The organism is Microbaculum marinisediminis (assembly GCF_025397915.1).
Classification (GTDB): domain Bacteria; phylum Pseudomonadota; class Alphaproteobacteria; order Rhizobiales; family Tepidamorphaceae; genus Microbaculum; species Microbaculum marinisediminis.
This window is the reverse complement of record NZ_JALIDZ010000015.1, coordinates 1-25,039: the sequence shown is the minus strand read 5'-3', so window position 1 is coordinate 25,039 and position 25,039 is coordinate 1. Positions and strand designations below refer to the sequence as shown.

At 66.3% G+C, this 25,039-nt stretch carries 23 protein-coding genes; 12 read left to right on the top strand and 11 right to left on the bottom strand.

The window, feature by feature from the left end; translation table 11 throughout:
• The first annotated feature begins 566 nt into the window (after positions 1-566).
• The 3 genes from MUB46_RS23305 (at position 567) to MUB46_RS23295 (ending at position 3,978) form a co-directional block, all read left to right on the top strand.
• Positions 567-2,027 (top strand): aldehyde dehydrogenase family protein, encoded by a 1,461-nt coding sequence (locus MUB46_RS23305; RefSeq protein WP_261618376.1) that lies wholly within the window; start codon positions 567-569, stop codon positions 2,025-2,027.
• 145 nt (positions 2,028-2,172) lie between these two features.
• The gene (locus MUB46_RS23300; RefSeq protein WP_261618375.1) at positions 2,173-3,102 is read left to right on the top strand and encodes a methylenetetrahydrofolate reductase; all 930 of its coding nucleotides are present in this window, start codon (positions 2,173-2,175) and stop codon (positions 3,100-3,102) included.
• Between the two features lie 147 nt (positions 3,103-3,249).
• Positions 3,250-3,978: an SIMPL domain-containing protein gene (locus MUB46_RS23295; RefSeq protein WP_261618374.1), complete on the top strand. Its 729-nt coding sequence runs from the start codon at positions 3,250-3,252 to the stop codon at positions 3,976-3,978.
• Positions 3,979-3,988: 10 nt separating this feature from the next.
• Here MUB46_RS23295 and MUB46_RS23290 read toward each other — a convergent pair whose 3' ends face one another.
• The 5 genes from MUB46_RS23290 to MUB46_RS23270 form a co-directional block, all read right to left on the bottom strand.
• Positions 3,989-4,588 carry a GNAT family N-acetyltransferase gene (locus MUB46_RS23290; RefSeq protein ID WP_261618373.1) on the bottom strand — a complete coding sequence of 200 codons (600 nt, stop codon included), beginning with the start codon at positions 4,586-4,588 and terminating at the stop codon, positions 3,989-3,991.
• Complete coding sequence (locus tag MUB46_RS23285) at positions 4,589-5,005, bottom strand: ketosteroid isomerase-related protein (protein ID WP_261618372.1); 417 nt, start codon at positions 5,003-5,005, stop codon at positions 4,589-4,591. It lies immediately after the preceding gene.
• Positions 5,006-5,112: 107 nt separating this feature from the next.
• Positions 5,113-5,964, bottom strand: a complete 852-nt coding sequence (locus MUB46_RS23280) for a class I SAM-dependent methyltransferase (RefSeq protein ID WP_261618371.1) — start codon at positions 5,962-5,964, stop codon at positions 5,113-5,115.
• Positions 5,965-6,816: 852 nt separating this feature from the next.
• Positions 6,817-7,296 (bottom strand): YtoQ family protein, encoded by a 480-nt coding sequence (locus tag MUB46_RS23275; protein WP_261618370.1) that lies wholly within the window; start codon positions 7,294-7,296, stop codon positions 6,817-6,819.
• 146 nt (positions 7,297-7,442) lie between these two features.
• Entirely contained in the window at positions 7,443-8,051 is a 609-nt protein-coding gene (locus MUB46_RS23270) for a TetR/AcrR family transcriptional regulator (protein ID WP_261618369.1), read from the bottom strand.
• Between the two features lie 223 nt (positions 8,052-8,274).
• On the opposite strand from MUB46_RS23270, the gene MUB46_RS23265 reads away from it, so the two are divergent.
• The 3 genes from MUB46_RS23265 to MUB46_RS23255 all read left to right on the top strand — a co-directional run bounded on the left by MUB46_RS23265 (position 8,275) and on the right by MUB46_RS23255 (position 9,993).
• Positions 8,275-8,991, top strand: a complete 717-nt coding sequence (locus MUB46_RS23265; RefSeq protein ID WP_261618368.1) for a PspA/IM30 family protein — start codon at positions 8,275-8,277, stop codon at positions 8,989-8,991.
• Positions 8,992-9,033: 42 nt separating this feature from the next.
• On the top strand, positions 9,034-9,297 hold the full coding sequence (locus MUB46_RS23260; protein ID WP_261618367.1) for a YiaA/YiaB family inner membrane protein: 264 nt from the start codon (positions 9,034-9,036) through the stop codon (positions 9,295-9,297).
• Between the two features lie 102 nt (positions 9,298-9,399).
• On the top strand, positions 9,400-9,993 hold the full coding sequence (locus MUB46_RS23255) for a nucleoside deaminase (RefSeq protein WP_261618366.1): 594 nt from the start codon (positions 9,400-9,402) through the stop codon (positions 9,991-9,993).
• 61 nt (positions 9,994-10,054) lie between these two features.
• Here MUB46_RS23255 and rpoD read toward each other — a convergent pair whose 3' ends face one another.
• From rpoD to MUB46_RS23240, 3 genes are all read right to left on the bottom strand, one after another.
• Complete coding sequence (rpoD, locus tag MUB46_RS23250; RefSeq protein WP_261618365.1) at positions 10,055-12,079, bottom strand: RNA polymerase sigma factor RpoD; 2,025 nt, start codon at positions 12,077-12,079, stop codon at positions 10,055-10,057.
• Between the two features lie 189 nt (positions 12,080-12,268).
• Positions 12,269-14,248 (bottom strand): DNA primase, encoded by a 1,980-nt coding sequence (gene dnaG / locus MUB46_RS23245; protein ID WP_261618364.1) that lies wholly within the window; start codon positions 14,246-14,248, stop codon positions 12,269-12,271.
• A gap of 145 nt (positions 14,249-14,393) precedes the next feature.
• Positions 14,394-14,846 (bottom strand): GatB/YqeY domain-containing protein, encoded by a 453-nt coding sequence (locus tag MUB46_RS23240; RefSeq protein ID WP_261618363.1) that lies wholly within the window; start codon positions 14,844-14,846, stop codon positions 14,394-14,396.
• Between the two features lie 242 nt (positions 14,847-15,088).
• On the opposite strand from MUB46_RS23240, the gene carA reads away from it, so the two are divergent.
• Positions 15,089-16,321, top strand: a complete 1,233-nt coding sequence (gene carA, locus MUB46_RS23235) for a glutamine-hydrolyzing carbamoyl-phosphate synthase small subunit (protein WP_261618362.1) — start codon at positions 15,089-15,091, stop codon at positions 16,319-16,321.
• Positions 16,322-16,437: 116 nt separating this feature from the next.
• On the opposite strand, the gene MUB46_RS23230 is transcribed toward carA, so the two are convergent.
• Together MUB46_RS23230 and MUB46_RS23225 are read right to left on the bottom strand one after the other, a co-directional pair.
• Positions 16,438-16,905, bottom strand: a complete 468-nt coding sequence (locus MUB46_RS23230) for a hypothetical protein (protein ID WP_261618361.1) — start codon at positions 16,903-16,905, stop codon at positions 16,438-16,440.
• Between the two features lie 158 nt (positions 16,906-17,063).
• Entirely contained in the window at positions 17,064-17,588 is a 525-nt protein-coding gene (locus MUB46_RS23225) for a cupin domain-containing protein (protein WP_261618360.1), read from the bottom strand.
• Positions 17,589-17,982: 394 nt separating this feature from the next.
• On the opposite strand from MUB46_RS23225, the gene MUB46_RS23220 reads away from it, so the two are divergent.
• Together MUB46_RS23220 and rnk are read left to right on the top strand one after the other, a co-directional pair.
• Complete coding sequence (locus MUB46_RS23220; RefSeq protein ID WP_261618359.1) at positions 17,983-18,516, top strand: GreA/GreB family elongation factor; 534 nt, start codon at positions 17,983-17,985, stop codon at positions 18,514-18,516.
• Positions 18,517-18,655: 139 nt separating this feature from the next.
• The gene (gene rnk, locus MUB46_RS23215; protein ID WP_261618358.1) at positions 18,656-19,072 is read left to right on the top strand and encodes a nucleoside diphosphate kinase regulator; all 417 of its coding nucleotides are present in this window, start codon (positions 18,656-18,658) and stop codon (positions 19,070-19,072) included.
• An 18-nt stretch (positions 19,073-19,090) separates the two neighbouring features.
• On the opposite strand, the gene ypfJ is transcribed toward rnk, so the two are convergent.
• Positions 19,091-19,996 carry a KPN_02809 family neutral zinc metallopeptidase gene (ypfJ, locus tag MUB46_RS23210; RefSeq protein WP_261618357.1) on the bottom strand — a complete coding sequence of 302 codons (906 nt, stop codon included), beginning with the start codon at positions 19,994-19,996 and terminating at the stop codon, positions 19,091-19,093.
• Positions 19,997-20,492: 496 nt separating this feature from the next.
• Between ypfJ and MUB46_RS23205 the strand changes: the two genes are divergently transcribed.
• The 3 genes from MUB46_RS23205 to greA all read left to right on the top strand — a co-directional run bounded on the left by MUB46_RS23205 (position 20,493) and on the right by greA (position 24,897).
• Complete coding sequence (locus MUB46_RS23205; RefSeq protein WP_261618356.1) at positions 20,493-20,768, top strand: helix-turn-helix domain-containing protein; 276 nt, start codon at positions 20,493-20,495, stop codon at positions 20,766-20,768.
• A gap of 195 nt (positions 20,769-20,963) precedes the next feature.
• On the top strand, positions 20,964-24,308 hold the full coding sequence (gene carB, locus MUB46_RS23200) for a carbamoyl-phosphate synthase large subunit (protein ID WP_261618355.1): 3,345 nt from the start codon (positions 20,964-20,966) through the stop codon (positions 24,306-24,308).
• A gap of 115 nt (positions 24,309-24,423) precedes the next feature.
• Positions 24,424-24,897 (top strand): transcription elongation factor GreA, encoded by a 474-nt coding sequence (gene greA / locus MUB46_RS23195; RefSeq protein ID WP_261618354.1) that lies wholly within the window; start codon positions 24,424-24,426, stop codon positions 24,895-24,897.
• Positions 24,898-25,039 lie beyond the last annotated feature (142 nt).

Genomic DNA, 25,039 nt, shown 5'->3' with positions numbered 1-25,039 from the left:
CGCGGGACCTGTCACGGATGGCCGGCGACCTCGCCCGGCGCGCCGCCGACATCCAGACCGCCCACATCGCAAGCCTGCGCGCGGTGAGTGCCGCCGCCGCGCACGAGAATCCGGACGCCAAGGCCCTCGCCGGCATGGCCGCCGACCTGGCCACGCGGGCAGCCGAGATCCACGCCGCCCACATCCGCGCGCGGCGGGCGGCGCAGACGGACGAGGCCGCAGAGCAGGCGCCGGCCAGCCCACCGGCCGCCCCGCAGGGCAACCCGCCGGGCGCCAAGGGCGACGTCAGCGCGCTGAGCCGCATGGCCGCTGAGCTGGCCGACCGGGCCAGCGCAATTCACGCGGCCCACATAAGGGCGCGCAGGGCCAGGGGATGAAGACGATGGCCACAAGCACACGGCACGGCCCTTTGGGTTCCGGATCAGGTCCGGGACGCGCCTTTGTTTTCGAGGCGCGGCCAAGCCTCACGAACAGCCGTGTGTCCTGGACTTGATCCAGGACCCATTGCAACAGCAGCCGGGAAGAAGGCGGCGGAATCCAACGACACACGTACCAGGGAGACGACGATGGCGAGAGTATTCGAAGGCATGTACATCGCGGGCGGTTGGTCGACAGCCCCGTCGACCTTCGCCGACTACAACCCGGCCGACGGCTCGGTCTGGGCGCAGGTGCCCGATGCCGGCGGCACCGAAGCGCGCGCCGCGATCGAGGCCGCCCAGGCCGCCTTTCCGGCCTGGTCCGAGCTGCCCTTCACCAAGCGCGCCCACTACATGCTGAAGGTGGCCGAGGTCTTCGAGAAGCGGAAGATGGAGATCGTCGAGGCGCTGCAGGCCGAGGGCGGTGGCTGGTTCGGCAAGGGCATGTTCGAGACCGGATACGTTCCGGAGATATTCCATGCCGCCGCGGCCGCCAACTACCAGTCGGTCGGCGAGGTGCTGCCCTCGGAATACGGCAAGATGTCGATGGCGGTACGCCGCGCCATGGGCGTCGTCTCGGTGATCAGCCCGTGGAACTTCCCGGTGCTTCTGACCGCGCGCGGCCTGGCTTTCCCGATCGCCGCCGGCAACACGGTGGTGCTGAAGCCCTCCGAGGAAACGCCCTATTGCGGCGGCCTACTGTTCGCCGAGGTATTCGAGGAGGCCGGCGTGCCGGAAGGCGTCCTCAACGTCGTCACCTGCTCGCGCGACAAGGTGCAGGAGGTCGGAGACGAGCTGATCGAGAACCCTTACGTGAAGGGCATCTCGTTCACCGGCTCGACCGCCGTCGGCCGCCAGGTGGCGGCCAAGGCCGGCGCGCACCTGAAGAAATGCTGCGTCGAGCTCGGCGGCAAGGATTCCCTCATCGTCTGCGACGACGCCGACATGGAACGCGCCACCCAGGCCGCCAATTTCGGCGCGTTCATGCATCAGGGCCAGATCTGCATGTCGGTGGAGAAGGTGCTCGTCCACGAGAAGATCTTCGACCAGTTCCTGGCGAAGTTCGTCGAACGCGCCGCCAGGCTCGGCGTCGGCGATCCGACCAGGGACAAGGGCAACATCATCGGCCCGCTGATCAACGACAAGCAGGTCGACAAGGTGCGCGCGCAGCTGGAAGACGCGTTGGCCAAGGGCGCCGAGATCGCGCTCGGCGGCAAGATCGAGGGCCGCTTCGTCGAGCCGACGATCCTGACCGGCGTCACGCCCGGCATGAAGATCTATGACGAAGAGACCTTCGGCCCGGTCGTGCCGGTGATCCCGTTCCGGACCGACGAGGAGGCGATCCGCATCGCCAACGATACGGAATACGGCCTGTCGGCGGGGGTGATGACCGGGGACGAGAGCCGCGGGCTCGCGATCGCCGGGCGGCTCGACACCGGCAACTGCCACGTCAACTGCTCCTCGGTGAACGACGAGCCGCACGTGCCCTTCGGCGGCGTCAAGGCCTCGGGCGTCGGCAAGCACGGGGGCCGCTGGTCGATGGAGACCTTCACCGAGACCCGCTGGATCACGCTCGATCGCGGCGGCCGGCCCTACCCGCCGATGTTCTGAGGACAAGCGGCGATCGAGCGGTCGCCGGGCGCTTTCTTTCCGGGACAGGCTTGATCGAACCGCTGCCGCGGGCTTGGGTAGTTACATCCAAGACGCGCCGGCGGACCGGTCGCAACGACACCAGAACTGGAAGGGACCCGCCGGCATGGCCGAAGAAGCAGACCACAAGAGCAATCTCCAGACCGTGCTGGAGGCCGGCCATTTCGCCATCACCGCCGAGCTGGTTCCCCCGGCGGCGACGGACCCGCGCTTGCTGCTCGACAAGGCGATGCCGCTGAAGGGGCTCGCCGACGCCGTCAACGTCACCGACGGAGCCGGCGCCCGGTCGCACATGTGCTCGCTCGCGTCCGCCGCGCTGCTGGCCGGCGCCGGCGTCGAGCCGGTGATGCAGATGACCTGCCGCGATCGCAACCGCATCGCCATCCAGAGCGACCTGATGGGCGCCGCCGCCCTCGGCATCCGAAACCTCCTGATCCTGCGCGGCGACGATCCCACCGCCGGCGACCAGCCGGACGCCAAGCCGGTCTTCGATCTCGATTCGCGCGGCCTCACCGAGACCGTCATCGGCATCCGCGACCGCCGCGAACTGCCGTCGGGCCGCGAGGTGAAGGGCGACGCCCCGTTCTTCATCGGCGCCGCCGACATGCCGATCGACCCGGCGCCGGACTGGACCCCGGACGGCCTGGCGGCGAAGGTCGCCGGCGGCGCCCAGTTCGTCCAGACACAGTTCTGCATGGACCCCGAGGTCGTGCGCCGCTATGTGGCCCGCCTGGCCGACCACGGGCTGACCGACAAGGTGCATGTCCTGATCGGCGTCGCCCCCCTCGCCTCCGCCCGTTCGGCGATCTGGATGCGCGACAAGCTCTTCGGCGTCACCATGCCGGAGTGGATCGTCGAGCGCATGGAACGGGCCGCCGACCCGAAGGCGGAAGGCCGCACGATCTGCGTCGAGCTGCTGCAGCAGCTTGCCGGGATCGACGGGGTCGCCGGCGCCCATATCATGGCCCCGCTCAACGAGGCCTCGATCCCCGAGGTGATCGAGCGGTCCGGCCTGATCCGCGACCGCCGGGCCTGATCCGATCCAATCCGCTCTAAAACGGCGCCTTATCGACAGGTTTTACGCATCGTTAACCACGATATTCCGATAACGGCGCCGTATTGCGGTCTCAATTGGGTGGTGAAGGTCTCCCCCAACATTGAGACCCGCAACGGAAAGGATCCGATGCATCTTACCGTCATCCTGAGGGCCGGCCTGGTTGCCGGCGCGATCGTCACCGCCGCGCTGATGGCCCGCCCGGTGCACGCCGATGAAGCCCCCCGCCCGACCCTTTCGCTGACCGGCACCGGCGAGATCCTCGCCAGGCCCGACATGGCCCTGATCCATTCCGGGGTCGTCACCGAGGCCGAGACCGCCCGCGCGGCGCTCGACGCCAACAACGAAGCGATCGCCGCCGTGATCGCGGCGATGAAAGAGGCCGATATCGAGGCCAGGGACATCCAGACCTCCGGCTTCAGCGTGCAGCCCCGCTACCACTATCCCAAGAACGGAGACGACGCCGAGTCGCCGAAGATCGTCGGCTACTCGGTGACCAACTCCGTTGCGGTCAAGGTACGCGATCTGGACACGCTCGGGGGCGTGCTCGACAAGGCCGTCACCGTCGGCGCCAACCGGATCAACGGTATCGATTTCATCGTCTCCGACGCCGACAAGCGCCTCGACGAGGCCCGCGGCCTCGCCATTGCCGATGCGACCCGCAAGGCCCGGATCTATGCCGACGCCGCCAGCGTCGAACTCTCGCGCATCCAGTCGATCGCCGAGGCCGGCGGCTTCGCGCCGGCGCCGCGCAAGGCGATGATGATGCGTGCCGAAGCCGCACCCGCCGTGCCGGTCGAGGCCGGCGAGCAGTCGCTCAGCGTCACTGTCAGCGTGACCTGGGAAATCAAGGAATAAGGCGCAGGCGCTACAGCGCCCGCGTCCAGAACTGCATCGGCTTGTCGGTCTCGGCCTCCGCGCCGATATCCGTCCAGGAGAACCGGCCGACAAGACCGTCGACCTTGCCGTAGCCGCGCTTGGTCCAGAAGGCGTCGAGCGGGCGGTAGCCGGCGGGCCGCATCGGATGGTCCTCGGGACGGATCACCGCGCAGAAGGTCGCGTGGTCGAGCCCCAGCGCGCGGGCATGCGCCTCGCGGCCATCGAAGAACCGGTGCCCGATGCCCTGCCCGCGATAGGCCGGGTCCAGCACGGACTCGCCGAAATAGCAGAACCGCGAGACATCCATCCCCGCATCCTCGAAGGGCCTGCGGAAGGCCGCCACCTCGCCGGCGAGCGGGGCGCAGGTCGCCGCGCCCACCAGCCGGCCGCCGTCCATCGCCGCCACGACGGCGGCGCCGGGGATCGCGACGAAATCGCCGATATAGCGCGCCTCGTAGGCACGGTCGCCCGCGTAGAGATAGGGGAAGTCGCGGAAAACCGAGATCCGCAGGCGCGCCAGGCCGTCGATGATCGGGGCGATGATCGGCGCGACGCCGTCGCCCGACAGCGTCGTGATCTCGACGCCCACCTACGCCTCCACCTGAGCGACCCAGTCCTTCAGGTTGTAGTAGTTGGTGACGCGGACGATGCGGTGGTTCTCGATCTCGAAGAAGGCGCCCACCGGCAGCCGATAGGTCTGACCCCGCGCCTCCGGCAGCCCTTCGTCGGTCACCTGATAGGCGCCGAGGATGGTGAACTCGGCGGCGGCGCGCGCGCCGTCGTCCGTGGCCATCACCAGGAGGTCCACGGCCTGCTCTGTGTAGCAGCGGTTCATATGGGCGAGAAACTCGCGAAACGCTTCCTTGCCCACCCGCCGCTCGCCCTGGTTCACGTCGTGGACGACGTGATCGCCAAGGCAGTCGAGCATTCCCTCGACATTGCCGGTGTTGAAAGCCCGGTAGTAGCGGGCGACGAGGTCTATGGTCTTGGTCTGGGCATCGGTCATGACGCTGTTAGGCCGCAATCGGGACGCGCCGTCAAGCGCACCGGGTCCGCCCGCCAACCCGCCATGACCGCCCCGTCATGACCGCCGCCTCATGACCGACAGGGCCGCTAGTGCCGGAACAGGCGCTCCAGCGGAGCCGCCTCGGCCGCCGCCTTCGGCCGCGACAGGTGGAACTCGGCGTGGTACCAGCCCTCCGCCTCCTTGCCGCTCGGATCGATGCCGAGCGCGGCCAGATTGTCGAGGACACGCGCCTCTTCGGCAGCCGAGGCGAACCGCCGCTGGCGGAAGGTGCCGGGCAGCTTCTCGGTCACATAGCCGTACTCGCTGAGCAGATCGTCGAACGGCTCGTACGGGAACATGCGCAGCACGAAATGCGCCATCCAGGGCGGATTGCCGTCGCCGGCCTCGATGATCTTCTTCAGGGTCGACTGCCTGGCATAGCCGATGCACCCGGTCGAGATGACGAGATCCGCCTCGGAGACCGGCTCGGCCGCGGTGTCCGGCAGGGCGCCCGTCTCCAGGTTCGCCGCGATGCCACCGTCCAGCATCTGCGTCTCGACCGCGTAGTCGATCGCCTTGTCGGCCACGTCCAGGCCGAAGAACTCGAGGTCCGGGTCGGCCGGATTGTCCGTATAGAAGTCCCGGTCGCGCGCGATCAGGATGTCGCGGTCGAGGTCCGCCGTCTCGGCGCCCGCATACCGGCCGTAGAGTTCGTCCATGCTGAGGCCGTGCTTGAGGATCGCCGCGTTGACGCCATAGGAGCAGCCCAGGTCGACGAGATTCAGCGGCTGGGTTTCACCCGTCTCGCGCAGGGCCGCGATCACCTGCCGGAAGACGGGCGCCGCCTCGCCGGGGATCGAATAATCGAAGGCTTGAAGGGCAGAAAAATACGGCCTCGGGTCGGGCTTGTTATAGACATGATCAAGAACAATTTTTCCCGTCTTATCAAGCTCTGTCATATTATCCCCCATTGGACGTCGTTTTACCTCCTGATTAACAGACAAGCATCTCCAGCACCGAGAGCGATAACCCTCCGCGTCGAGACAGAAATATTTGGTTGGACGCACCCCATATAGGCCGAATGTGACGCGATTGCAAATCACGACAGGAAATGTCCGGATTTCGACATCCGCGCCCGCCGGCAAAGTGCCGGAGTCCGGCTCGGTGTGGGTGGGGGCGGGTGGAAAATGCCAGCGGCGTCCGGACCGGGGAAATCCGGGACGCCGCTGCGAGATCGGGGGCGACACCGCGTAGGAGGAAGGGCGGCATCGCCCTCGTCGGCAACGGCGCAAGCGTATGGCGAGACGAGAACGCGGGGGACAGCGGGGTGTTAGTCGGCGCCGCCGGTTCCGGCTGGAATTGGATCCCAGCAACGGGCTACGAGGTTGGGGGCCCTCGTCGCCCTACGGAAACCGGTGGCACCTTCTAAAGTCCCGTCTGCGACGCTAATACCGCGACCGACGGGTGTCACTTTCGCTGCCATACGTTTCAGCTGCACGGCCGGCAGCGAAAAAAAGTGTTTCGAATGTTTCAGACGGTCACAAGGCGCAAAAAACGGAATGCAGCGTTCCCGGTAGGGGAACTATTGCCACCCCATATCCGCGGCTTGCCGACCGATGGGTCCGGCGCCAACACCAAATCGGCCCAAAACACAGAGAATCCGCCGTGATTTCCGGCCAATCCGGATCGCCTCCCCCTTGCCTTAAGGGAAGCGATCTCGTTGGGTCCTGGCAAGTCGAGACCAATTCGGGGCCGCGTTCGCGCCTTCGCGTGCGCCCGCTTGCGGGGACGGGATCCGGAATGGATGGCGGCTATTCCGCCGCCTGCCGGCCGGTATAGCCCTCCAGGGCGCCGTCGATGACGTAACGAAGCAAGGCCACCACCTGCTCGGGCGTTTCGGCGACGGCGGACGCCGCGGCGTCAATCTCCTTCAGCGCGTGCTGGTGCTCCGCCGGGTGCAGGATGATCAGCGGCTTGCCCAGCGCCGCGGCATAGCCCGCGTCGAAGGCCGCGTTCCACTGCTTGTACTTGTCGCCGAACCGCACGACGACGACATCGGCGTCGCCGATCAGCGTACGGGTGCGGATCGCGTTGAGCCGCGCGCCCTTCTGGTCGTGCCAGAACTTGTCGGGCTCGCGTCCCAGGATCGCCACGCCGCAATCGTCGGACGCCTCGTGATGGGTCACCGGCGCGGAAAAGGCGACGTCGAGGCCGGCGGCCCGCGCCCCCTCGACGATGCGCTCGCGCCAGTCGGTATGGATCTCGCCGGAAAGATACACGCGCCAGGTCATGGAAAGCCTCCGTTGATAGACGCCAGGGAGGTAGCACGGGCGCGGGAGCGGGGACAAACCGCGCCGGCGTCATAGGTGCCGTTCGCTTTCGTGCTGCCTGTGGGTGGGGCAGTCGTTCCAGCCTTTTTCAGGTCCGGCCAGCCCCTTCAGGCCCTGTCCAGCCCCTTCAGGAACGCGCTGATCAGCATGTCGACCTGCCGCCAGATCTCCGTCTCCCCGTCCAGGCGGCCGCGCCGCGCGTAGCCGGCGGTGACGATGCCGTGCACGCTCGCCCAAAGGGCGTGCGCGGCGACGTTGCGCCGTTCATCGTCGCCGCCGAGCGGCGTGGCGCGCAGCACATCGCCGATGATCCCGAACAGGAGATCGAAGCGATCCGCGTACCAATCCGGCTGGTCGGAAAGCGGAATGCGGGCGTTCAGGGCAAGCAGCGCCTGCCAGTGGCGGGTGTTGGCTCGGACGAAGTCGAAATAGGTGCGGGCCAGGCCGATCAGAAGCGCGCGCACATCGGTAACCCCGGCTTGCCGCATCTCGGTCATAACCGTCTCGCTGGCCGCGCCGAGCGCGTCGAGCAGCTTCAGATTGACCGCCCTCTGAAGATCGTCGAGGTCGCCGAAGATATTGTAGATCGTACCGACCGAGACCCCGACCTCCTTGGCGACGGCGCGGGCCTTGAGCCCCTCGCCGCCTTCCGCCGCCATCAGCTGGCCGGCGACCTCGAGCGCGCGCTCGCGCACCTCAGTCTTGTTCAGTGTCATGTTCTGCCTCCCGGCTCCGCCTCCGGATGCCGCCGCTCAAAACGACGCCCGCCGAGGGCGCGAAGAGCCCGGAGCGGTCCGCCGCGATTCGGTTCCGTAACCGTTCATTAATCATAACCACCAGTCTTTGAACACAGTTCAAAACAGTTCTTGAACGACATTCAAAATAGGATATGGTGCATTTGTGAACATTGTTCAAATCTATGAGCCAAGGGAGGCAATCATGTTGAACCTGTTCAAGACGCTGATGTCCGGCGCCGGTGCCCGGGCCGAGGCGAAACTGAAAGACCACTACGCGGTCGATCTCATCGGCCAGAAAATCCGCGAGGCGGAGGCCTCGCTCTCGGCCGCCAAGGAGACCCTCGCATCGATCATCCTGCGCGAGCGGGCGCAAAGCCGGTCGGTTGAAGCCTTGAACGGCCAGATACGGGATCTGGAGGAACGCACGCGCCAGGCCCTGAACGCCGGCGACAAGAAGCACGCCCATGACGGCGCCGCGGCCATCGCCGAGCTTGAGAACGAGCGCGAGGTGCGTGTCGTCACGCACAGGAGCCTTGAAGAGAAGATCAAGCGGATGCGCCTTTCCATCGAAAAGGCTCACCGCCGCGTCGTCGACCTCAAGCAGGGACAGATCACCGCACAGGCGATCGATGCCGAACGGAAGGCGCAGCGCAAGCTGAACCGGTCGATCGGCAACACGACTCCGATCCGTGAGGCAGAGGACCTGATCGAGCAGGTCATCGCCCGCGACGACCCGTTCGAGGAGAGCGGCATTCTCGACGAGATCGAGGCGGAGCTCAGCCACGACGGAGTCAAGGACCGCATGGCCGCCGCCGGCTTCGGTCCGCAGGACAAGGTCCGGGCCGACGACGTCCTCGCCCGTCTCAAGGGCAAGGCCGGGAAGGCCCCTGAAGCAAAGGCCGGCGAGACGGCCGCCTGATCACAACCAGATCCATCGAACCAAGACACGAGGACTGAAACGATGAACCGCAATCAGATCTATATCACCTTCAACGGCGCCGCCGTGGTCGTTGCCTACTTCATGCTGGCCCTGTCGGTCTGGCTCGCCCCGGTCGACCTGTCCACCAAGGGCTACTGGGGAATGGGCGTTTTGCTCCTGACCGCCGCCCTGGTGAACTTCGTGAAGTTCCGCACGGACGACATGGTCGCCGAGCAGCTCGCCTCCAAGATCGAGAAGGCGCGCAACGAGAAGCTGATCAACGAGTACGTCGGCAAGGAGGCCTGACCGGCGCCCTACCCCAGCGATGACGAAACAGAAAGCCCTCCGCTCCTGAACGGGGGGCTTTTTGCTATCGTGTCGGCAGGCACAACGCGGAGGCCGACCGACATGACCGGCGAGACCAACCACACCTGCTGCCGCCCGACCCGAAGGCAGCTCGCGCGTATCGCCGCGGGAACCGCCTCGGCTCTTGCCCCCGCCCTGCTGGCGCCCGTCCTGCTGAAACCGCGATCCGCCAGCGCCGGCGCCGTCGCGCAGCCGGCCCGGCCGGAGGACGACGGCTTCATGCGCCAGGCGGTCGATCTGGCCGCCTCCAACACGAAGCGGTTCGCGGCCGTGATCGTCAGGGACGGCGCGGTGATCGCGCGCGGCTTCAATCCCGGCCGCAGCGCGGGCGTCCCGCGCGACCCGACGGCGCATGGCGAGATGGTCGCGATCCGCACCTGCATCGCCGAGCATGGCGCCGAGGCGATGCACGGCGCGACGCTCTATACGACGGGCGAGCCCTGCCCGATGTGCATGGGCGCGATCGTCTGGTGCGGCTTCGGCCGCGTCGTCTACGGCGTCTCTATCGACTGGCTGTCGACCAGGATGCACCAGATCATGGTCCCCTCCGCCGAGATCGCCGCGCAGGCGCCGTTCCGCACGATCGAGATCACCGGCGGCGTTCTGCTCGACGAGACGAAGGCGCTGTTCGGGTAGGAAAACGAAGAACGGCGGGCCGAGGCCCGCCGTCTTCCATGTCCAGTCCTGAAAGCCCGCCTCAGTTGTCGAGGAAGCTCCGCAATTTCCGCGAGCGGCTCGGGTGTTTCAGCTTTCTCAGCGCCTTGGCCTCGATCTGGCGGATGCGTTCGCGCGTCACCGAGAACTGCTGGCCGACTTCCTCCAGCGTGTGGTCGGTGTTCATGCCGATGCCGAAGCGCATGCGCAGCACACGTTCCTCGCGCGGGGTGAGCGAGGCGAGCACGCGCGTGGTGGTCTCGCGCAGGTTCGCCTGGATCGCCGCGTCGATCGGCAGCACGGCGTTCTTGTCCTCGATGAAGTCGCCGAGATGGCTGTCTTCCTCGTCGCCGATCGGCGTCTCGAGAGAGATCGGCTCCTTGGCGATCTTCAGGACCTTGCGCACCTTTTCCAGCGGCATGGCGAGTTTTTCGGCCAGTTCCTCGGGCGTCGGCTCGCGGCCAATCTCGTGCAGCATCTGGCGCGAGGTGCGAACGATCTTGTTGATCGTCTCGATCATGTGCACCGGGATGCGGATGGTGCGCGCCTGGTCGGCGATCGAGCGGGTGATCGCCTGGCGGATCCACCACGTGGCGTAGGTGGAGAACTTGTAGCCGCGGCGGTACTCGAACTTGTCGACGGCCTTCATCAGGCCGATGTTGCCTTCCTGGATCAGGTCGAGGAACTGCAGGCCGCGGTTCGTGTACTTCTTGGCGATCGAGATGACGAGGCGCAGGTTGGCCTCCACCATCTCCTTCTTGGCGATGCGGGCCTCGCGCTCGCCCTTCTGCACCATGTGGACGATGCGGCGGAATTCGCCGATCTCCAGGCCGGTCTCGGTGGCGAGCTGCTGGATCGCCGAGCGGATGTCCTTCGTCGTGTCCTTTTCGGAGGCGATGAAGTCCTTCCAGCCCCTGGCGCCGAGATTGGCGACGCGGCGGATCCAGTGCGGGTCGAGCTCGTGATCGCGGTACTGCTTGAGGAAGTCCTCGCGGTCGACGCCGTAGGATTCGGCCAGGCGCAACAGCCGGCCCTCGTAGCCCAGCAGGCGGCGGTTGATGTCGTAGAGCTGCTCGACCAGGGCGTCGATGCGCTGCTGGTTCAGCGACAGGCTCTTCACCTCGACGACGATCTCTTCCTTGAGCTTCTTGTAGCGGCGCTCCTGGCTCGGCGAGAGATTGGCGTTCTTCAGCCGGTTCTCGACGTGCTGGTCCTGCAGCTTGCGCAGCTTCTTGTAGTTCGCGGCGATGGTGTCGAAGGTCTCGACCACCTGAGGCTTCAGCTCCGCCTCCATGGCGGCCAGCGACATGTTGGCCTCGTATTCGTCGTCGTCGTCGTCGCCGTCGCCCTCGCCTTCGGCGTTCTCGGACGCCTCGCCGTCGGCCGCGGCCTTGCCGTTGCCCTTGGCGGCGGGCTTTTCGGCTTCGTCCTTCGCCGCGTCCTGGACGTTGTTGTTGTCGGCGGCCGGCGCCTTGGCATCCGGGCCGGCATAGGTCGCTTCGAGGTCGATGATGTCGCGCAGCAGGATCTTGCCGTCGTTGAGCTCGTCGCGCCAGATGATGATGGCCTGGAAGGTCAGCGGGCTCTCGCAAAGCCCGGCGATCATCGCCTCGCGGCCGGCCTCGATGCGCTTGGCGATGGCGATCTCGCCCTCGCGCGACAACAGCTCGACCGAGCCCATCTCGCGCAGGTACATGCGCACGGGATCGTCGGTGCGGTCTGCGGGCTCGGACTTCGCGGACGTGGTGGCGACCGCGGTGCGCTGGGCGACGACCAGCTCGCCGCCTTCCTCCTCATCGCCCGAGTCGTCGTTTTCCTCGGCTTCCTCGTTCTCGATGACGTTGATGCCCATGTCGGAGAGCATCGCCATCGTATCCTCGATCTGCTCGGAGGTGACTTCCTCGGAGGGAAGCACCTGATTGAGCTCCTCGTAGGTCACGTAGCCGCGCTTCTTGGCGGCCTTGATCATCTTCTTGACCGCGGCATCCGACAGGTCGAGCAACGGGCCGTCCGGCGCGTCGGTCTGCTGTTCCGGAGCCTCTTCCGCCTTCTTCGCGGTAGTCGCCATGTAGTTGTCTCCCGACAAAGGGTCCCGGATGACAAAGGGGACCGGACGATTGCCTCGTCGGCGAGCGGCCTTGAAAATCGCGGCTACTGCGCCTAGTCGATCATCCGTGCTACTGCCTGCCCCTTAATCCGTGATTAAAGTTAACCCGATTTCGTTCCTGGTTCGCTCCGGCCCGATTTTATCGCCGGTTCAGAAAGCCCGCATCGGACGGCCTGACGCCTGACCGAATCCGTCCATCAGCGCCTCGGTACCCTCGGCGTTGGCAAGCTGTGCTTGAATGTCGTACAGCCGTGCCAGATTCTCGTCGCTCGGCTCTGCCTGGAGCGCCATCTCGGCTGCCTTGAGTTCCCTATGTAACGTGACGAGCTTGTGATGCAAGGCCGCCGTATGGTCCCAAGCGCGTTCCGCGTCAACTGTCGCGGTGTCCGGCGCCACCCACCATTCGGCCCGCCCGGCCCCCGTCCAGAGTGATTCCAGCCGGTCCACCAGGTCTCCGTGCCCCTTCGCCACGAGCCGCTTGCGGGCATCCGCCGGATCGCAGTCGTGGTGCGCCGCGATATCGAGCAGCGCCCCGCGCAGCCGGTCCAGGTCGCGGTGCGACAGCTCCATGTGCGCGACGGCTTCGGCCCGTTCCGTCAGCAATTCCGGGTGGTTGAGCAGCGTCAGCAGCAGGATCGCCTCGCGGCGGGGCAACGCCTGCCGCGCACTGGCCAGACGCCGCACCAGATCGGAACTGGCCCGGCCGCCCCCCCCTTGTCCCGAAAAGCCCGCCGATGCGCCCGCCGCCGCCCGGTCGGCGCCGCGCTGCCAGGGCGCGCGCCCGCCGCCCCGCCGGTCGTTGCCATGGCGCCCGCCGCCCGTCCAGCCCCCCGCCCGGCCGCCGCGGTCGCGGTCGGCGCGGCGGCCGAAGAACTCGGCCAGCCGGTCGCGGAACAACTCGCCGTAGTGGCGGCGCACGCGGACATCGGGAATCCGGCCGATGGTCTCGGCGAGCCGCTTCTCGAACGCCGCGCGCCGCTCCGGCGTGTCCAGCGGCGTGGCCTCGACCTCACGCGTCCATAGCATGTCGGCGAGCGGCCGAGCCCTGTCGATCACCTCTGCCAGCGCGGCGGCACCGGCCTCGCGCACCAGATCGTCGGGATCGCTGCCTTCGGGCAGAAGCGCGAACCGCAGGCTCTTGCCCGCCTGCAGATGCGGCATCGCCAGGTCGGCGGCCCGGAAGGCGGCGCGCAGGCCGGCCGCGTCGCCGTCGAAACACAGAACCGGCTCGTCGGCGACCCGCCACAGGAGCGCGAGCTGATCCTCGGTGAGCGCGGTGCCGAGCGGGGCCACCGAATTGCCGAAACCGGCCCTGGTCAGCGCCACCACGTCCATGTAGCCCTCGGCGACGATCACCGTGGCCTTTTCCTGGGCGGCGCGGCGGGCCGCGGCCATGTTGAACAGCACCCGGCCCTTGTGGAACAGCTCGGTTTCCGGCGAATTCAGGTATTTCGGCTGCTGATCGGACCGCAGCGCCCGCCCGCCGAAGGCGATCACCCGGTTCCGCAGGTCGGTGATCGGGAAGATCACGCGGTCGCGGAAGCGGTCGAACGGCACGGCAATGTCGCTGCCGGTGATCAGCAGACCCGCCTTGGCCATCGCCTCGTTGGCGATGCCGAGCTTGCCCAGATGTTCCTTCAACGCATAGCGCCCGCCGGACGCATAGCCGATGCGGAACCGCTTGCACGTCTGGTCGTCAAGGCCGCGATTGACCAGGTAGTCCCGCGCCTCCCGGCCTTCCGGCTGCCTGAGGCTCGCCTCGAAGAACGCGGCCGCCGCCTCCATCACGTCGGCAAGGCCGGCGCGCTCCCGTTCCCGCTGCTCGGCATGCCGGTCGGGTTTGGGCATCGGCACGCCCGCCTCGCCGGCCAGCCGCTCGACGGCTTCGGGGAAGCTCAACCCCTCGGTTTCCATCAGGAAACGGAAGATGTCGCCGTGCTTGCCCGAGGAAAAGCAGTGATAGAAGCCCTTCTGGTCGTTGACCGTGAAGGACGGCGACTTCTCGGCGTTGAACGGGGACAGACCGATGAACTCGCGGCCCTGCCGACGCAGCTTCACCTTCCGGCCGACCACGTCGGAAACCGGCAGCCGGGCACGGATCTCGTCGAGCAACGAGGGCGGAAACTTCATCGGGACCAAAGATCGTGAGCTATGGCGGTGAATATACGCCCGCGAATCGGTTGAAGCGAATCGATTCGCGAATCACCGGCGGAAACGCAAAAGGTCCCGGCGATGGCCGGGACCTTCAGTGTCCGATTCGGTTGCGCGGGCCGGGTCAGGCCAGCATCTGCTTGACGACGGTGGAGGCGCGGCCGAAGTCGATCTGGCCGGGGAAACGCTCCTTCAGCGTCGCCATGCACTTGCCCATGTCGCGCAGGCCGTGCGCGCCGATGTCCTTGACCACCGCCTCGCAGGCGCAGCGCACCTCGTCCTCGGAGAGCTGACGGGGCAGGAAATCGCGGATGATCGCGATCTCCTCGCGCTCCTGCTCGGCAAGCTCGGTGCGCCCGGCCTCGGCATAGACCGTCGCCGATTCCTCGCGCTGCCGAACCATCTTCTGCAGGAGCTCGCGAATCTCGTCGTCGCTGACGCTGTCCTTGCCGCCCGTCCGCGCCGCTATGTCGCGGTCCTTGACCGCGGCATTAATGAGGCGCAGCGTCGCCATACGGCGTTTGTCCTGGCCTTTCACCGCCAGTTTGAGCGCATCGTTGATCTGGTCGCGCAACATCTGTTGTCCGTCCTTTTGCCCGACAGATTGCAGAATACCCTAGTGTGCGCCGGTGACGCAACCGAGAGATATCCCGCAAGTCATTGATATTTCAGCGATAATTTCTAACCCTCGTTCCTTGACGAGGATTTGCCTGTGTCCTAGCTTCCGCTTGGATCCCTATTGGCCGACACATCAGCCGCCAAGTCTCCGCCTGAACGGCGGGGCGGCTCGTCACGGCGCGGATATGTAAGGAGCTTTGTATGGCTGCGCAAGGTCCCGTGGAGGCTGTCGCCTCCGGGCAAGGTGAAGGCTGGGCGGACCCCGTTGCGACGGCGCTTCTCGTCCTCGCCGACGGAACGGTGCTGGAAGGCATGGGGCTTGGCGCCACCGGCCACGCGGTCGGCGAGGTCTGCTTCAACACCGCCATGACCGGCTATCAGGAGATCCTGACCGATCCCTCCTATGCCGGCCAGATCGTCACGTTCACCTTCCCGCATGTCGGCAATGTCGGCACCAACGACGAGGACATCGAGACGGTCAACATGGCCTCTGCCTCGGGGGTGCGCGGCTGCATTCTCCGCACGCCGATCACCGAGCCGTCGAACTGGCGTTCGGCCCGGCCCTTCGGCGAATGGCTCAAGCATCGCGGCATCATCGGCCTCAGCGGCATCGACACGCGGGCGCTGACCGCGCGGATCCGCGAAACCGGAATGCCCAACGCCGTGATCGCGCACAGCCCGGATGGCAGCTTCGACATCGAGGCACTGAAGGCCCAGGCCGCCGGCTGGCCGGGCCTCGTGGGCATGGACCTGGTCCCCGACGTCACGACCGCGCAGACCTATGTCTGGGACGAGACGCCCTGGGTATGGGGTGCGGGATACGGCCGGCAGGAATCGCCCGAGTACCACGTCGTGGCGATCGACTACGGCGCGAAGCGCAACATCCTGCGGCAGCTCGCCGGGCTCGGCTGCAAGGTGACGGTGGTACCCGCCTCGACCGACGCCGCGCGGATCCTCGAGATGAAGCCGGACGGGATCTTTCTGTCGAACGGGCCCGGCGATCCGGCGGCGACCGGCGAATACGCCGTGCCGGTCATCAGCACGCTGGTCGAATCCGGCCTGCCCGTCTTCGGCATCTGCCTCGGCCACCAGATGCTCGGCCTGGCCCTGGGCGGACGCACCGTGAAGATGCATCAGGGACACCACGGCGCCAATCACCCGGTCAAGGACCATACCACCGGCAAGGTCGAGATCACGTCCATGAACCACGGCTTCGCGGTCGACCGCGACAGCCTGCCCGACACCGTCGAGGAAACCCACGTCTCTCTCTTCGACGGGTCCAATTGCGGCATCCGGGTCAAGGACAGGCCGGTCTTCTCGGTGCAGTATCACCCCGAGGCGTCGCCCGGCCCGATGGACAGCCACTACCTGTTCACGCGCTTCGTCAACCTGATCCGGGAAAACAGAAACGAGCCGGCGCTCGCCGAGCGCTGAGGCGGCGACGGCTCGCCGGACGTCGGCACGCACGTCACCGGCCAGGCACGCAAAAAAAGAGGCGCCCGGCTCCATGGGAACCGGGCGCCCCGCAATTCGATGCGGATATCCCCGAGTTACTCGGTGGGAACGTCGGTGCGCTGCGCCGTCATATGCGACAGATGGGTGCGGAAGCGGAACAGCCCGACCATGGTCGAACGGTCCTCGCTCAACTGCGCCTCGACCTCGAACTTCCCGTACTTGCCCTTCCCCTTGCCTTTTAGTTTCGACAGGCGGATAGGGTCGCCGTCGTTCACGACGGCGCAACTCGGTTCGAGCAGAAGCTTGCCGCTCATTTCCGCGCGCAGGGGTTTACCCTTCCGCGAATAGCAGGTCGCATCGGTGATGAGCCCGGTATCGTCGAGCGTCAGTTGGCAATATTCCGCCTGACGAAGCTGATAGAGCACGAGCCATTCGCCCGCCAGTTCGTCGCCGGCACACGGCGTCAACACGACGGGCTCGGCACCCGCGACTGCGGACCAGCCAAGAGAGAGTGCCAGGGCGGCGCCCGCTGCGGACAGTGACTTTCGGGGTGAGAATGTCATTTTACTGGTGATCTCCTCTCTTGGTCCACGAAACGCTGTTCGCTTTCGATAGCTTTGCCAGGTAAATAAAACAATGCGGCAGAAAGCGGTATTGCTCCGACGTTTTTAGCAAAGCGGTAAGGATAATGGCCGTGCCCCTGCGGGCGCCGGGCCCGGGCTCATTTCCAGAGCTCGGTCAGAAGGCCGCCCGATCCGTTCACCGGATCGCAATCCGGCAGCGGAACACGGTTGATATTCTCGTCCGCCAGCGGCCGCTCGCCGCGATCGCCCTTCAGCAAGTCCCAGTCCTGGCCGGGCGGATAGGCGCCCACGACCTCGAAGTCCGGGCTCGAGGACAGCCGCTTGTGGCCGACGCCGGCCGGAATGACGATCGCGTCGCCGGCGGCGATATCGAATTCCCGGCCGTAGTCGCCGCCGACCAGGATACGTGCCGTCCCGGCTGCAACGCCCAGCGCCTCGTGCGCGGTCGAATGGAAGTGATGATACGGGAAGATCGTCGACCGCCACGCCGGCGTCCAGCCGTTTGCCGAAAACAGCGCTTCGAACGCTTCGGCGCTTGCCAGGCGCGGGGCGATGGCGGCGTGGAAGATCAACAGCGGCAGGCGGCTGTTGGGAATGCGTCCGTCATCGGCGAGATGGACGGCCGTGATCGGCGGCAACGCGACATAGTCCTGAACGGCCATCGAGCGGATCCTAGCGCATTATCAATGATGCGACAGCATGCTGCACCGCAGCAACACCGGGAGTCCAGCCCTCGGTCCGCGGATCATCATCCAGACGTCACAAAACGGCCGGGATCGGCCCGCTGTAAAGACGGCATTCGACACGCACTCGCCACCCTCACGCGCCCGCCCATGGGAGCATGGTTGACACTGTCACTCGCCATCACCATTATTATTGCATGACGTACAATGTCAAAAATTACCGATTCCTGCTATTTGCAGGGTCCCTGCTCGCAGGCTCCTAGCCCCGAGCGGGCAGGTTAGCGCTTACGCTACACCCGCTTCGGGGGTTTCCAACAAAATCAGATTGGATAACCGAGGCCGGATGACCGCACGGTCCTCTGGAGGGAGCACCATGCGTGCATTCACGTTGCCGTGCGTCGAAACGGACGATCAGCTTCTGGACAAACTGGAAATGGGGTTCGACCCGCTTAACGGCGCGGCGGATTCCCCTCGCCTGGAGCTGCTGAGACCCATCGAGTGCCAGATGACCATCAAGGACTACACCCTGGTGGAAGGGCATCTGCTGCAATTGCCACGCGGAACCGGGACCGACGATCGCCTGCTGCTTCGCCTCATCCGCACCAAGCTGGCGGACGCGCGGATCGTGCTGAGCGACGACATCTCGCCGGACGTGGTCACGGGAAACAGTCGCGTGGCCTACTCGGTCAACGGTGAGCCGGACACCACGTGCGTGCTCCGCCACTGGGAGCACAAGGACGACGAGTCGGCTGCCGTCACCGTCCGCTCGCTCCTGGGCATGACGCTCCTCGGGATGACCGCTGGGCAGCATGCGCCTTTGGTACAGGACGACGGCAGCATCGGTCACGTCACGGTACTGGACGTCGCGTTTCAGCCCGAAGCCGCCCGCCGGACTCTGCGGGGCTGAATGACTCGGACAGCCACGAGGAGCGGTCCGCGCCGCCCTCGGGTGTCCGCGCCGCATCTTGAATTCGCTAGCAGCTCTTTAACGCCGTGGCGCCCGCATGTCGCGCCGCGGCGCGATGCGTCATAGGAGACCAATCGAAATGTCGCCAGAAAACAATCCCATCCCCTCGAAGGACGAACCGCCAGTGTTCTTCGATGCAGACCATGCCGCCCGGCTTCAGGACCTCGCCTTCGCCGTATCCGAACGGATTCCGGAGATTTCGGACCGGATCTTGCGCGAGATCGAACGCGCCACGGTGGTGCCGGCCGGCTCACTGCCGGCTCACGTCGTCAGCATCGGCTCGTCCGTGACCTATCGCGACAACGCCCTGGACCGCGTCCAGTCCGTCACGCTGGTGATGCCGGCGGACGCGGACATCGGCGCCAAGCGCGTCTCGGTGCTCACCCCGATCGGCGCCGCCCTGATCGGACTGTCGGAAGGCGCCGAGATCTCGTGGGCGACCCGCGGCGGCGAAGTCCGGTGGTTGACGGTCCTCGAGGTCACGCCGGCGGCCTGAGCGGCCGGCGCGTAGCCGTCACACCCGCTCGGGGCTGAACGTGTCGCACGCCTCCATTCGGCCTTCGGTCAGGCCGATGCGGAACCAGCGCTGGCGCTGAGCCGAGGTTCCGTGATTGAAGGCGTCCGGCACGACATAGCCCTGGGTGCGCTTCTGGATGGCGTCGTCACCGATCTGGGTGGCGGCGTTCATCGCCTCCTCGATATCCCCCGTCTCCAGCAGGCCCTTCTGCGCGGTATCGTGCGCCCAGACCCCGGCATAGCAGTCGGCCTGAAGCTCGACGCGGACGGACAGCTGGTTGGCCTCGGCCTGAGGCAGCCGCCGCCGCATCTCGTCGAATTTCGGCAACACGCCGGTGAGGTTCTGGATGTGGTGGCCGACCTCGTGGGCAATCACGTAGGCCTGGGCGAAATCGCCCGGCGCCTGGAAGCGGCGGCGAAGCTCATCGTAGAAGGCTAGGTCGATGTAGACCTTGCGATCGCCGGGACAATAGAACGGCCCGGTCGCCGATTGGGCGAAGCCGCAGGCGGACCGGATCGCGCCGGTGAAGAGCACCAGCCGCGGCTGCGGGTAGTCGGCGCCGAATTCGCTGCGGAACGTCTTTTGCCAGGTGTCTTCCGTATCGGCCAGGACCACGGAGACGAACTGGGCCATCTCGTCGCTCTGCGGCGGCGCCGGCGCCTCGCCCTGGGGCTGCGCCGGCATCGTGCCGTCCACGCCCTGCAGGAGCGTCAGCGGGTTGATGCCCAGCAGCATCGCCACGACGACGATGACGATCAGGAAGCCGATGCCGCCGAAGCCCGCCCGGCCGGCCCCGCCGCGCGGCATGCGCATGCCGCCTCCGGGAATGCCGAACCCGCCCGACATGCCGGCCCCGCGCCGGTCTTCCACGTTGTCGCTACCCCGCCGGCCTCGCCACCGCATGACTGCTGTTCCCTTCGCCGCTCCGATTGGCTGCGCCGATGGTAGGGCGGGTTCGCTCAGGCGGCAACGCAAAGCCGCCGCACCATCTTCGACGATTCTTGCGCCGGATGCGGCGCCGGACGCGGCCTGGAATCAAAACGGGGCGCGGATCGTAGTGCCGCGCCCCGTTTTGATGTTTCCTTGCCGGACCTAGCCGAACAATCGCCCTGCGCGACGCAGGAGGGCATGCAGTCGACAGTTGAATGTCGCGGACCGATGCATGTCCACATGCCGCGGCCCCATGGCTGCCCGTGCAATGAGCAGATCGACCAGCATGTTGTTATCCTTTCTTCAGTCTCTTGGTGCTCCGAACTAGAATTGGTCTTGATCGAAGGCACCAAGTGCGCTTTCGTGAGACACACTATGTGCACTGTGTGCGATTCAGTCAAGGATAAACCGCACATTGTGCATGTCAGGTTAATGAATATTTCGTGACGGAAACAGGGACCGGCGCGGCATGCCGAATTCAGAGAAATTCAACGGCACCATGACGTCGAACCAGTTCCGCGCCTGGCGCAAGGCGCAGGGACTGCGACAGAAGGAGGCCGCAGACCTGCTCGGCCTCAAGAAACGTATGATCCAGTACTATGAGAAGGGCGAACGCGACGGCAAGAAGGTGGAGATTCCCAAGACCGTGCGGCTGGCTTGCTACGCTCTGTCCCAGGGCATCGCCGATTTCGACGGCACCGAGATCAGCACGCTGTCGGAGCCCGAAGGCCAGGATTCCGCCTGAGACGAATTCCGCCCGAGACGCCTTCCCTCCGACGCCAATTCCGCCTTACGCGAATTCCGCCCGATACCGGGCTTCCTCACGCGCGCGTTTTCCCCTATGTATCGCGCCCGGCCAACCCATACGTACACCCCAGCGAGCGAAACGCGCCCCCGAAAGCGGCGCGGGGCGCCCGCGCAAGCCAGCGCGCCGACAGATATGCCCAAACGCACAGACATCAAATCGATCCTCATCATCGGCGCCGGCCCGATCGTCATCGGCCAGGCCTGCGAGTTCGACTATTCCGGCACCCAGGCCGTCAAGGCGCTGAAGGAAGAGGGCTACCGGGTCATTCTGGTCAACTCCAATCCGGCCACCATCATGACCGATCCGGACCTGGCCGACGCGACCTATATCGAGCCGATCACGCCGGAGGTCGTCGCCCGCATCATCGAGAAGGAACGGCCGGACGCGCTCCTGCCGACGATGGGCGGCCAGACGGCGCTGAACACCGCGCTGTCTCTCAACCGCGACGGCGTGCTCGAGAAGTTCGGCGTCGAGATGATCGGCGCCCGCGCCGAGGTCATCGACAAGGCCGAGGACCGCGAGCTGTTCCGCGAGGCGATGACGAAGATCGGCCTCGAGACGCCGCGCTCGATGCTTGCCCATTCGCTGGTCGAGGCGTTGCCGGCGCTGGACGAGATCGGCCTGCCGCTGATCATCCGTCCCTCGTTCACCCTCGGCGGCCAGGGCGGCGGCGTCGCCTACAATCGTGAGGAGTTCCTCGAGATCATCGAGCGCGGCGTCGACGCCTCGCCGACAAACGAGGTGCTGATCGAGGAATCGATCATCGGTTGGAAGGAATACGAGATGGAGGTCGTCCGCGACAGGGACGACAACTGCATCATCATCTGCTCGATCGAGAACGTCGATCCGATGGGCGTCCACACCGGCGATTCCATCACCGTCGCGCCGGCGCTGACGCTGACCGACAAGGAATACCAGATCATGCGCAACGCCTCGCTCGCGGTGCTGCGCGAGATCGGGGTCGAGACCGGCGGTTCCAACGTCCAGTTCGCCGTCAATCCGCAGGACGGCCGGCTCATCGTCATCGAGATGAACCCGCGCGTGTCGCGCTCCTCGGCGCTCGCCTCCAAGGCCACCGGGTTCCCGATCGCCAAGGTCGCCGCCAAGCTCGCGGTCGGCTACACGCTGGACGAGCTGGAAAACGACATCACCGGCGGCGCGACGCCGGCCTCGTTCGAGCCGACCATCGACTACGTGGTCACCAAGATCCCGCGCTTCGCCTTCGAGAAGTTTCCCGGCGCCGAGCCGCTGCTGACCACCTCGATGAAGTCGGTCGGCGAGGTCATGGCGATCGGGCGCACCTTCTCGGAGTCGCTGCAGAAGGCCCTGCGCGGCCTGGAGACGGGGCTGACCGGCCTCAACGACATCGAGATTCCCGGTCTCGGCGAGGGCGACGACAAGAACGCCATCCGCGCCGCCCTCGGCGAGCCGCGCCCGGACCGGATCCTCAAGATCGCCCAGGCCCTGCGCGCCGGCGCGACGGAGGACGTCGTCCACGCGTCATCCAAGTTCGATCCCTGGTTCATCGCCCGGATCAAGGAGATCGTCGACATGGAAGCCGAGGTGCGCCGCCTCGGCCTGCCGCAGACCACCGGTCCGCTGCGCCGGCTCAAGGCGATGGGCTTTTCCGACGCCCGTCTCGCCGAACTCACCGGCACCGACGAACGCACGGTCGCGGATTTGCGGGCGACGCTGGGCGTGCATCCCGTCTACAAGCGCATCGACACCTGCGCGGCCGAGTTCGCCTCGCCGACCGCCTACATGTACTCGACCTACGAGACCCCGTTCATCGGCGAGGCCGCCGACGAGGCCGACCCGAGCGGGCGCGACAAGGTGATCATCCTGGGCGGCGGTCCCAACCGCATCGGCCAGGGCATCGAGTTCGACTATTGCTGCTGCCATGCCGCCTTCGCGCTCGACGACATCGGGCTGGAGTCGATCATGGTCAACTGCAACCCGGAGACGGTCTCGACCGACTACGACACCTCCGACCGGCTCTATTTCGAGCCGCTGACCGCCGAGGACGTGCTCGAGATCATCCGCAAGGAGCAGTCGAAGGGGACGCTTAAGGGCGTCATCGTCCAGTTCGGCGGCCAGACGCCGCTGAAGCTCGCCCAGGCGCTGCAGGACGCCGACGTGCCGATCCTCGGCACCTCGCCGGACATGATCGACCTCGCCGAGGACCGCGACCGCTTCAAGCGCCTCCTCGACAAGCTGCGTCTGCGCCAGCCCAGGAACGGCATCGCCTATTCGATCGAGCAGGCCCGGCTGGTCACCGCCGAGCTCGGCTTCCCGCTCGTTGTGCGCCCCTCCTACGTGCTCGGCGGCCGCGCCATGGCGATCATCCACGATGAGAAGATGTTCGACGCCTACCTGCTCGGCACCCTGCCCGCGCTGGTGCCGGAAGACGTCAAGACGCGCTATCCCAACGACAAGACCGGCCAGATCAACACGGTGCTCGGCAAGAACCCGCTGCTGTTCGACAGCTACCTGGCCGATGCCATCGAGGTCGACGTCGACGCCCTGTGCGACGGCAAGGACGTGTTCATCTGCGGCGTGATGGAGCACATCGAGGAAGCGGGCATCCATTCCGGCGATTCCGCCTGCGCCCTGCCGCCCCACTCGCTGTCCGAGGAGATCATCGCCGAGCTGGAGCGCCAGACCCGGGCGATGGCGCTCGGGCTGGAGGTCGGCGGCCTGATGAACGTCCAGTACGCAATCCAGAACGACGACATCTACGTGCTGGAGGTGAACCCGCGGGCGAGCCGCACCGTCCCCTTCGTCGCCAAGACCATCGGCCTGCCGATCGCCAAGATCGCGGCGCGCGTCATGGCCGGCGAGCCACTGGCCGGCTTCGGCCTGCAGTCCAGGCCGCTCGACCATATCGCGGTGAAGGAAGCCGTGTTCCCGTTCGCCCGCTTCCCCGGCGTCGATACCGTGCTCGGCCCGGAGATGCGCTCGACCGGCGAGGTCATGGGCCTTGCCCGCGACTATGCGCTCGCCTTCGCCAAGTCACAGCTTGGCGGCGGCACCCGCGTGCCCGTCGAAGGCACCGTGTTCGTCTCGCTGCGCGATTCCGACAAGCCCAGGATCCTCAAAGCCATCCGCATGCTCTCCGACTGCGGCATGAAGATCGTCGCCACCAGCGGCACCCAGCGCTACCTGGAAAGCGAGGGCATCGCCTGCGCCAAGATCAACAAGGTGCTGGAAGGTCGCCCGCATATCGTCGACGCGATCAAGAACGGCGAGGTCCAGCTGGTCTTCAACACCACCGAAGGCGCGCAGGCGCTGGCCGATTCCCGCTCGCTCCGGCGCACCGCGCTGCTTCACAAGGTGCCCTACTACACCACGGTGGCAGGTGCCGTCGCGGCCGCCGAGGGCATCCGGGCGATGAAGACCGGGACTCTTGAAGTCGAACCGCTTCAGGCCTATGTGGGGGCCGGCGCGGGGGCGAAGACCATCTCGGCGGCGCAATAGGTGCGCCAAAAAGAGGGCATTGCTCTTTTCCAGCGCATATTCGAACATCCCTGCTGGCCGCGGTGGTGACGCTGAGTCGCTCCGCGGGCGGTTTTCTTTTGGAGCGATTTCTCCGATGAACAAGATTCCGATGACGGCCGAAGGCTATTCCGCGCTCGAAAGCGAGCTGAAGAGGCTGAAGCAGGTGGAACGCCCGCGCATCATCCAGGCAATCGCGGAAGCGCGCGCGCATGGTGACCTGTCGGAGAACGCCGAGTACCACGCCGCGAAGGAAGCCCAGGGCCTCAACGAGGCGCGCGTCGCCGAGCTCGAGGACCAGATCGGCCGCGCCGACGTGATCGACGTCACCAAGCTGGCCGGCAACACCGTCACCTTCGGCGCGACCGTCAAGATCGTCGACGAGGATACGGACGAGGAGAAGGTCTACCGCATCGTCGGCGACACCGAGGCCGACGTGAAGGCGGGCAAGATCTCGATCTCCTCCCCGATCGCCCGCGCCATGATCGGCAAGCAGCAGGGCGATTCCTTCGAGGTCGCGGCCCCTGGCGGCGCCCGCGGCTACGAGATCCTCAACATCAGCTTCAAGTAGGCCGGCGGAGCGGGGCTCTCCCGTTTCGTCCGCTCACTCCCGCAAAAGCTCCCTTTTCGCCCGCTCACTCCCGCGAAAGCGGGAGTCGGGACGCGATCAGGCACGGCCGCGGCGGACCTCCGCTCATTCCCGCTTTCGCGGG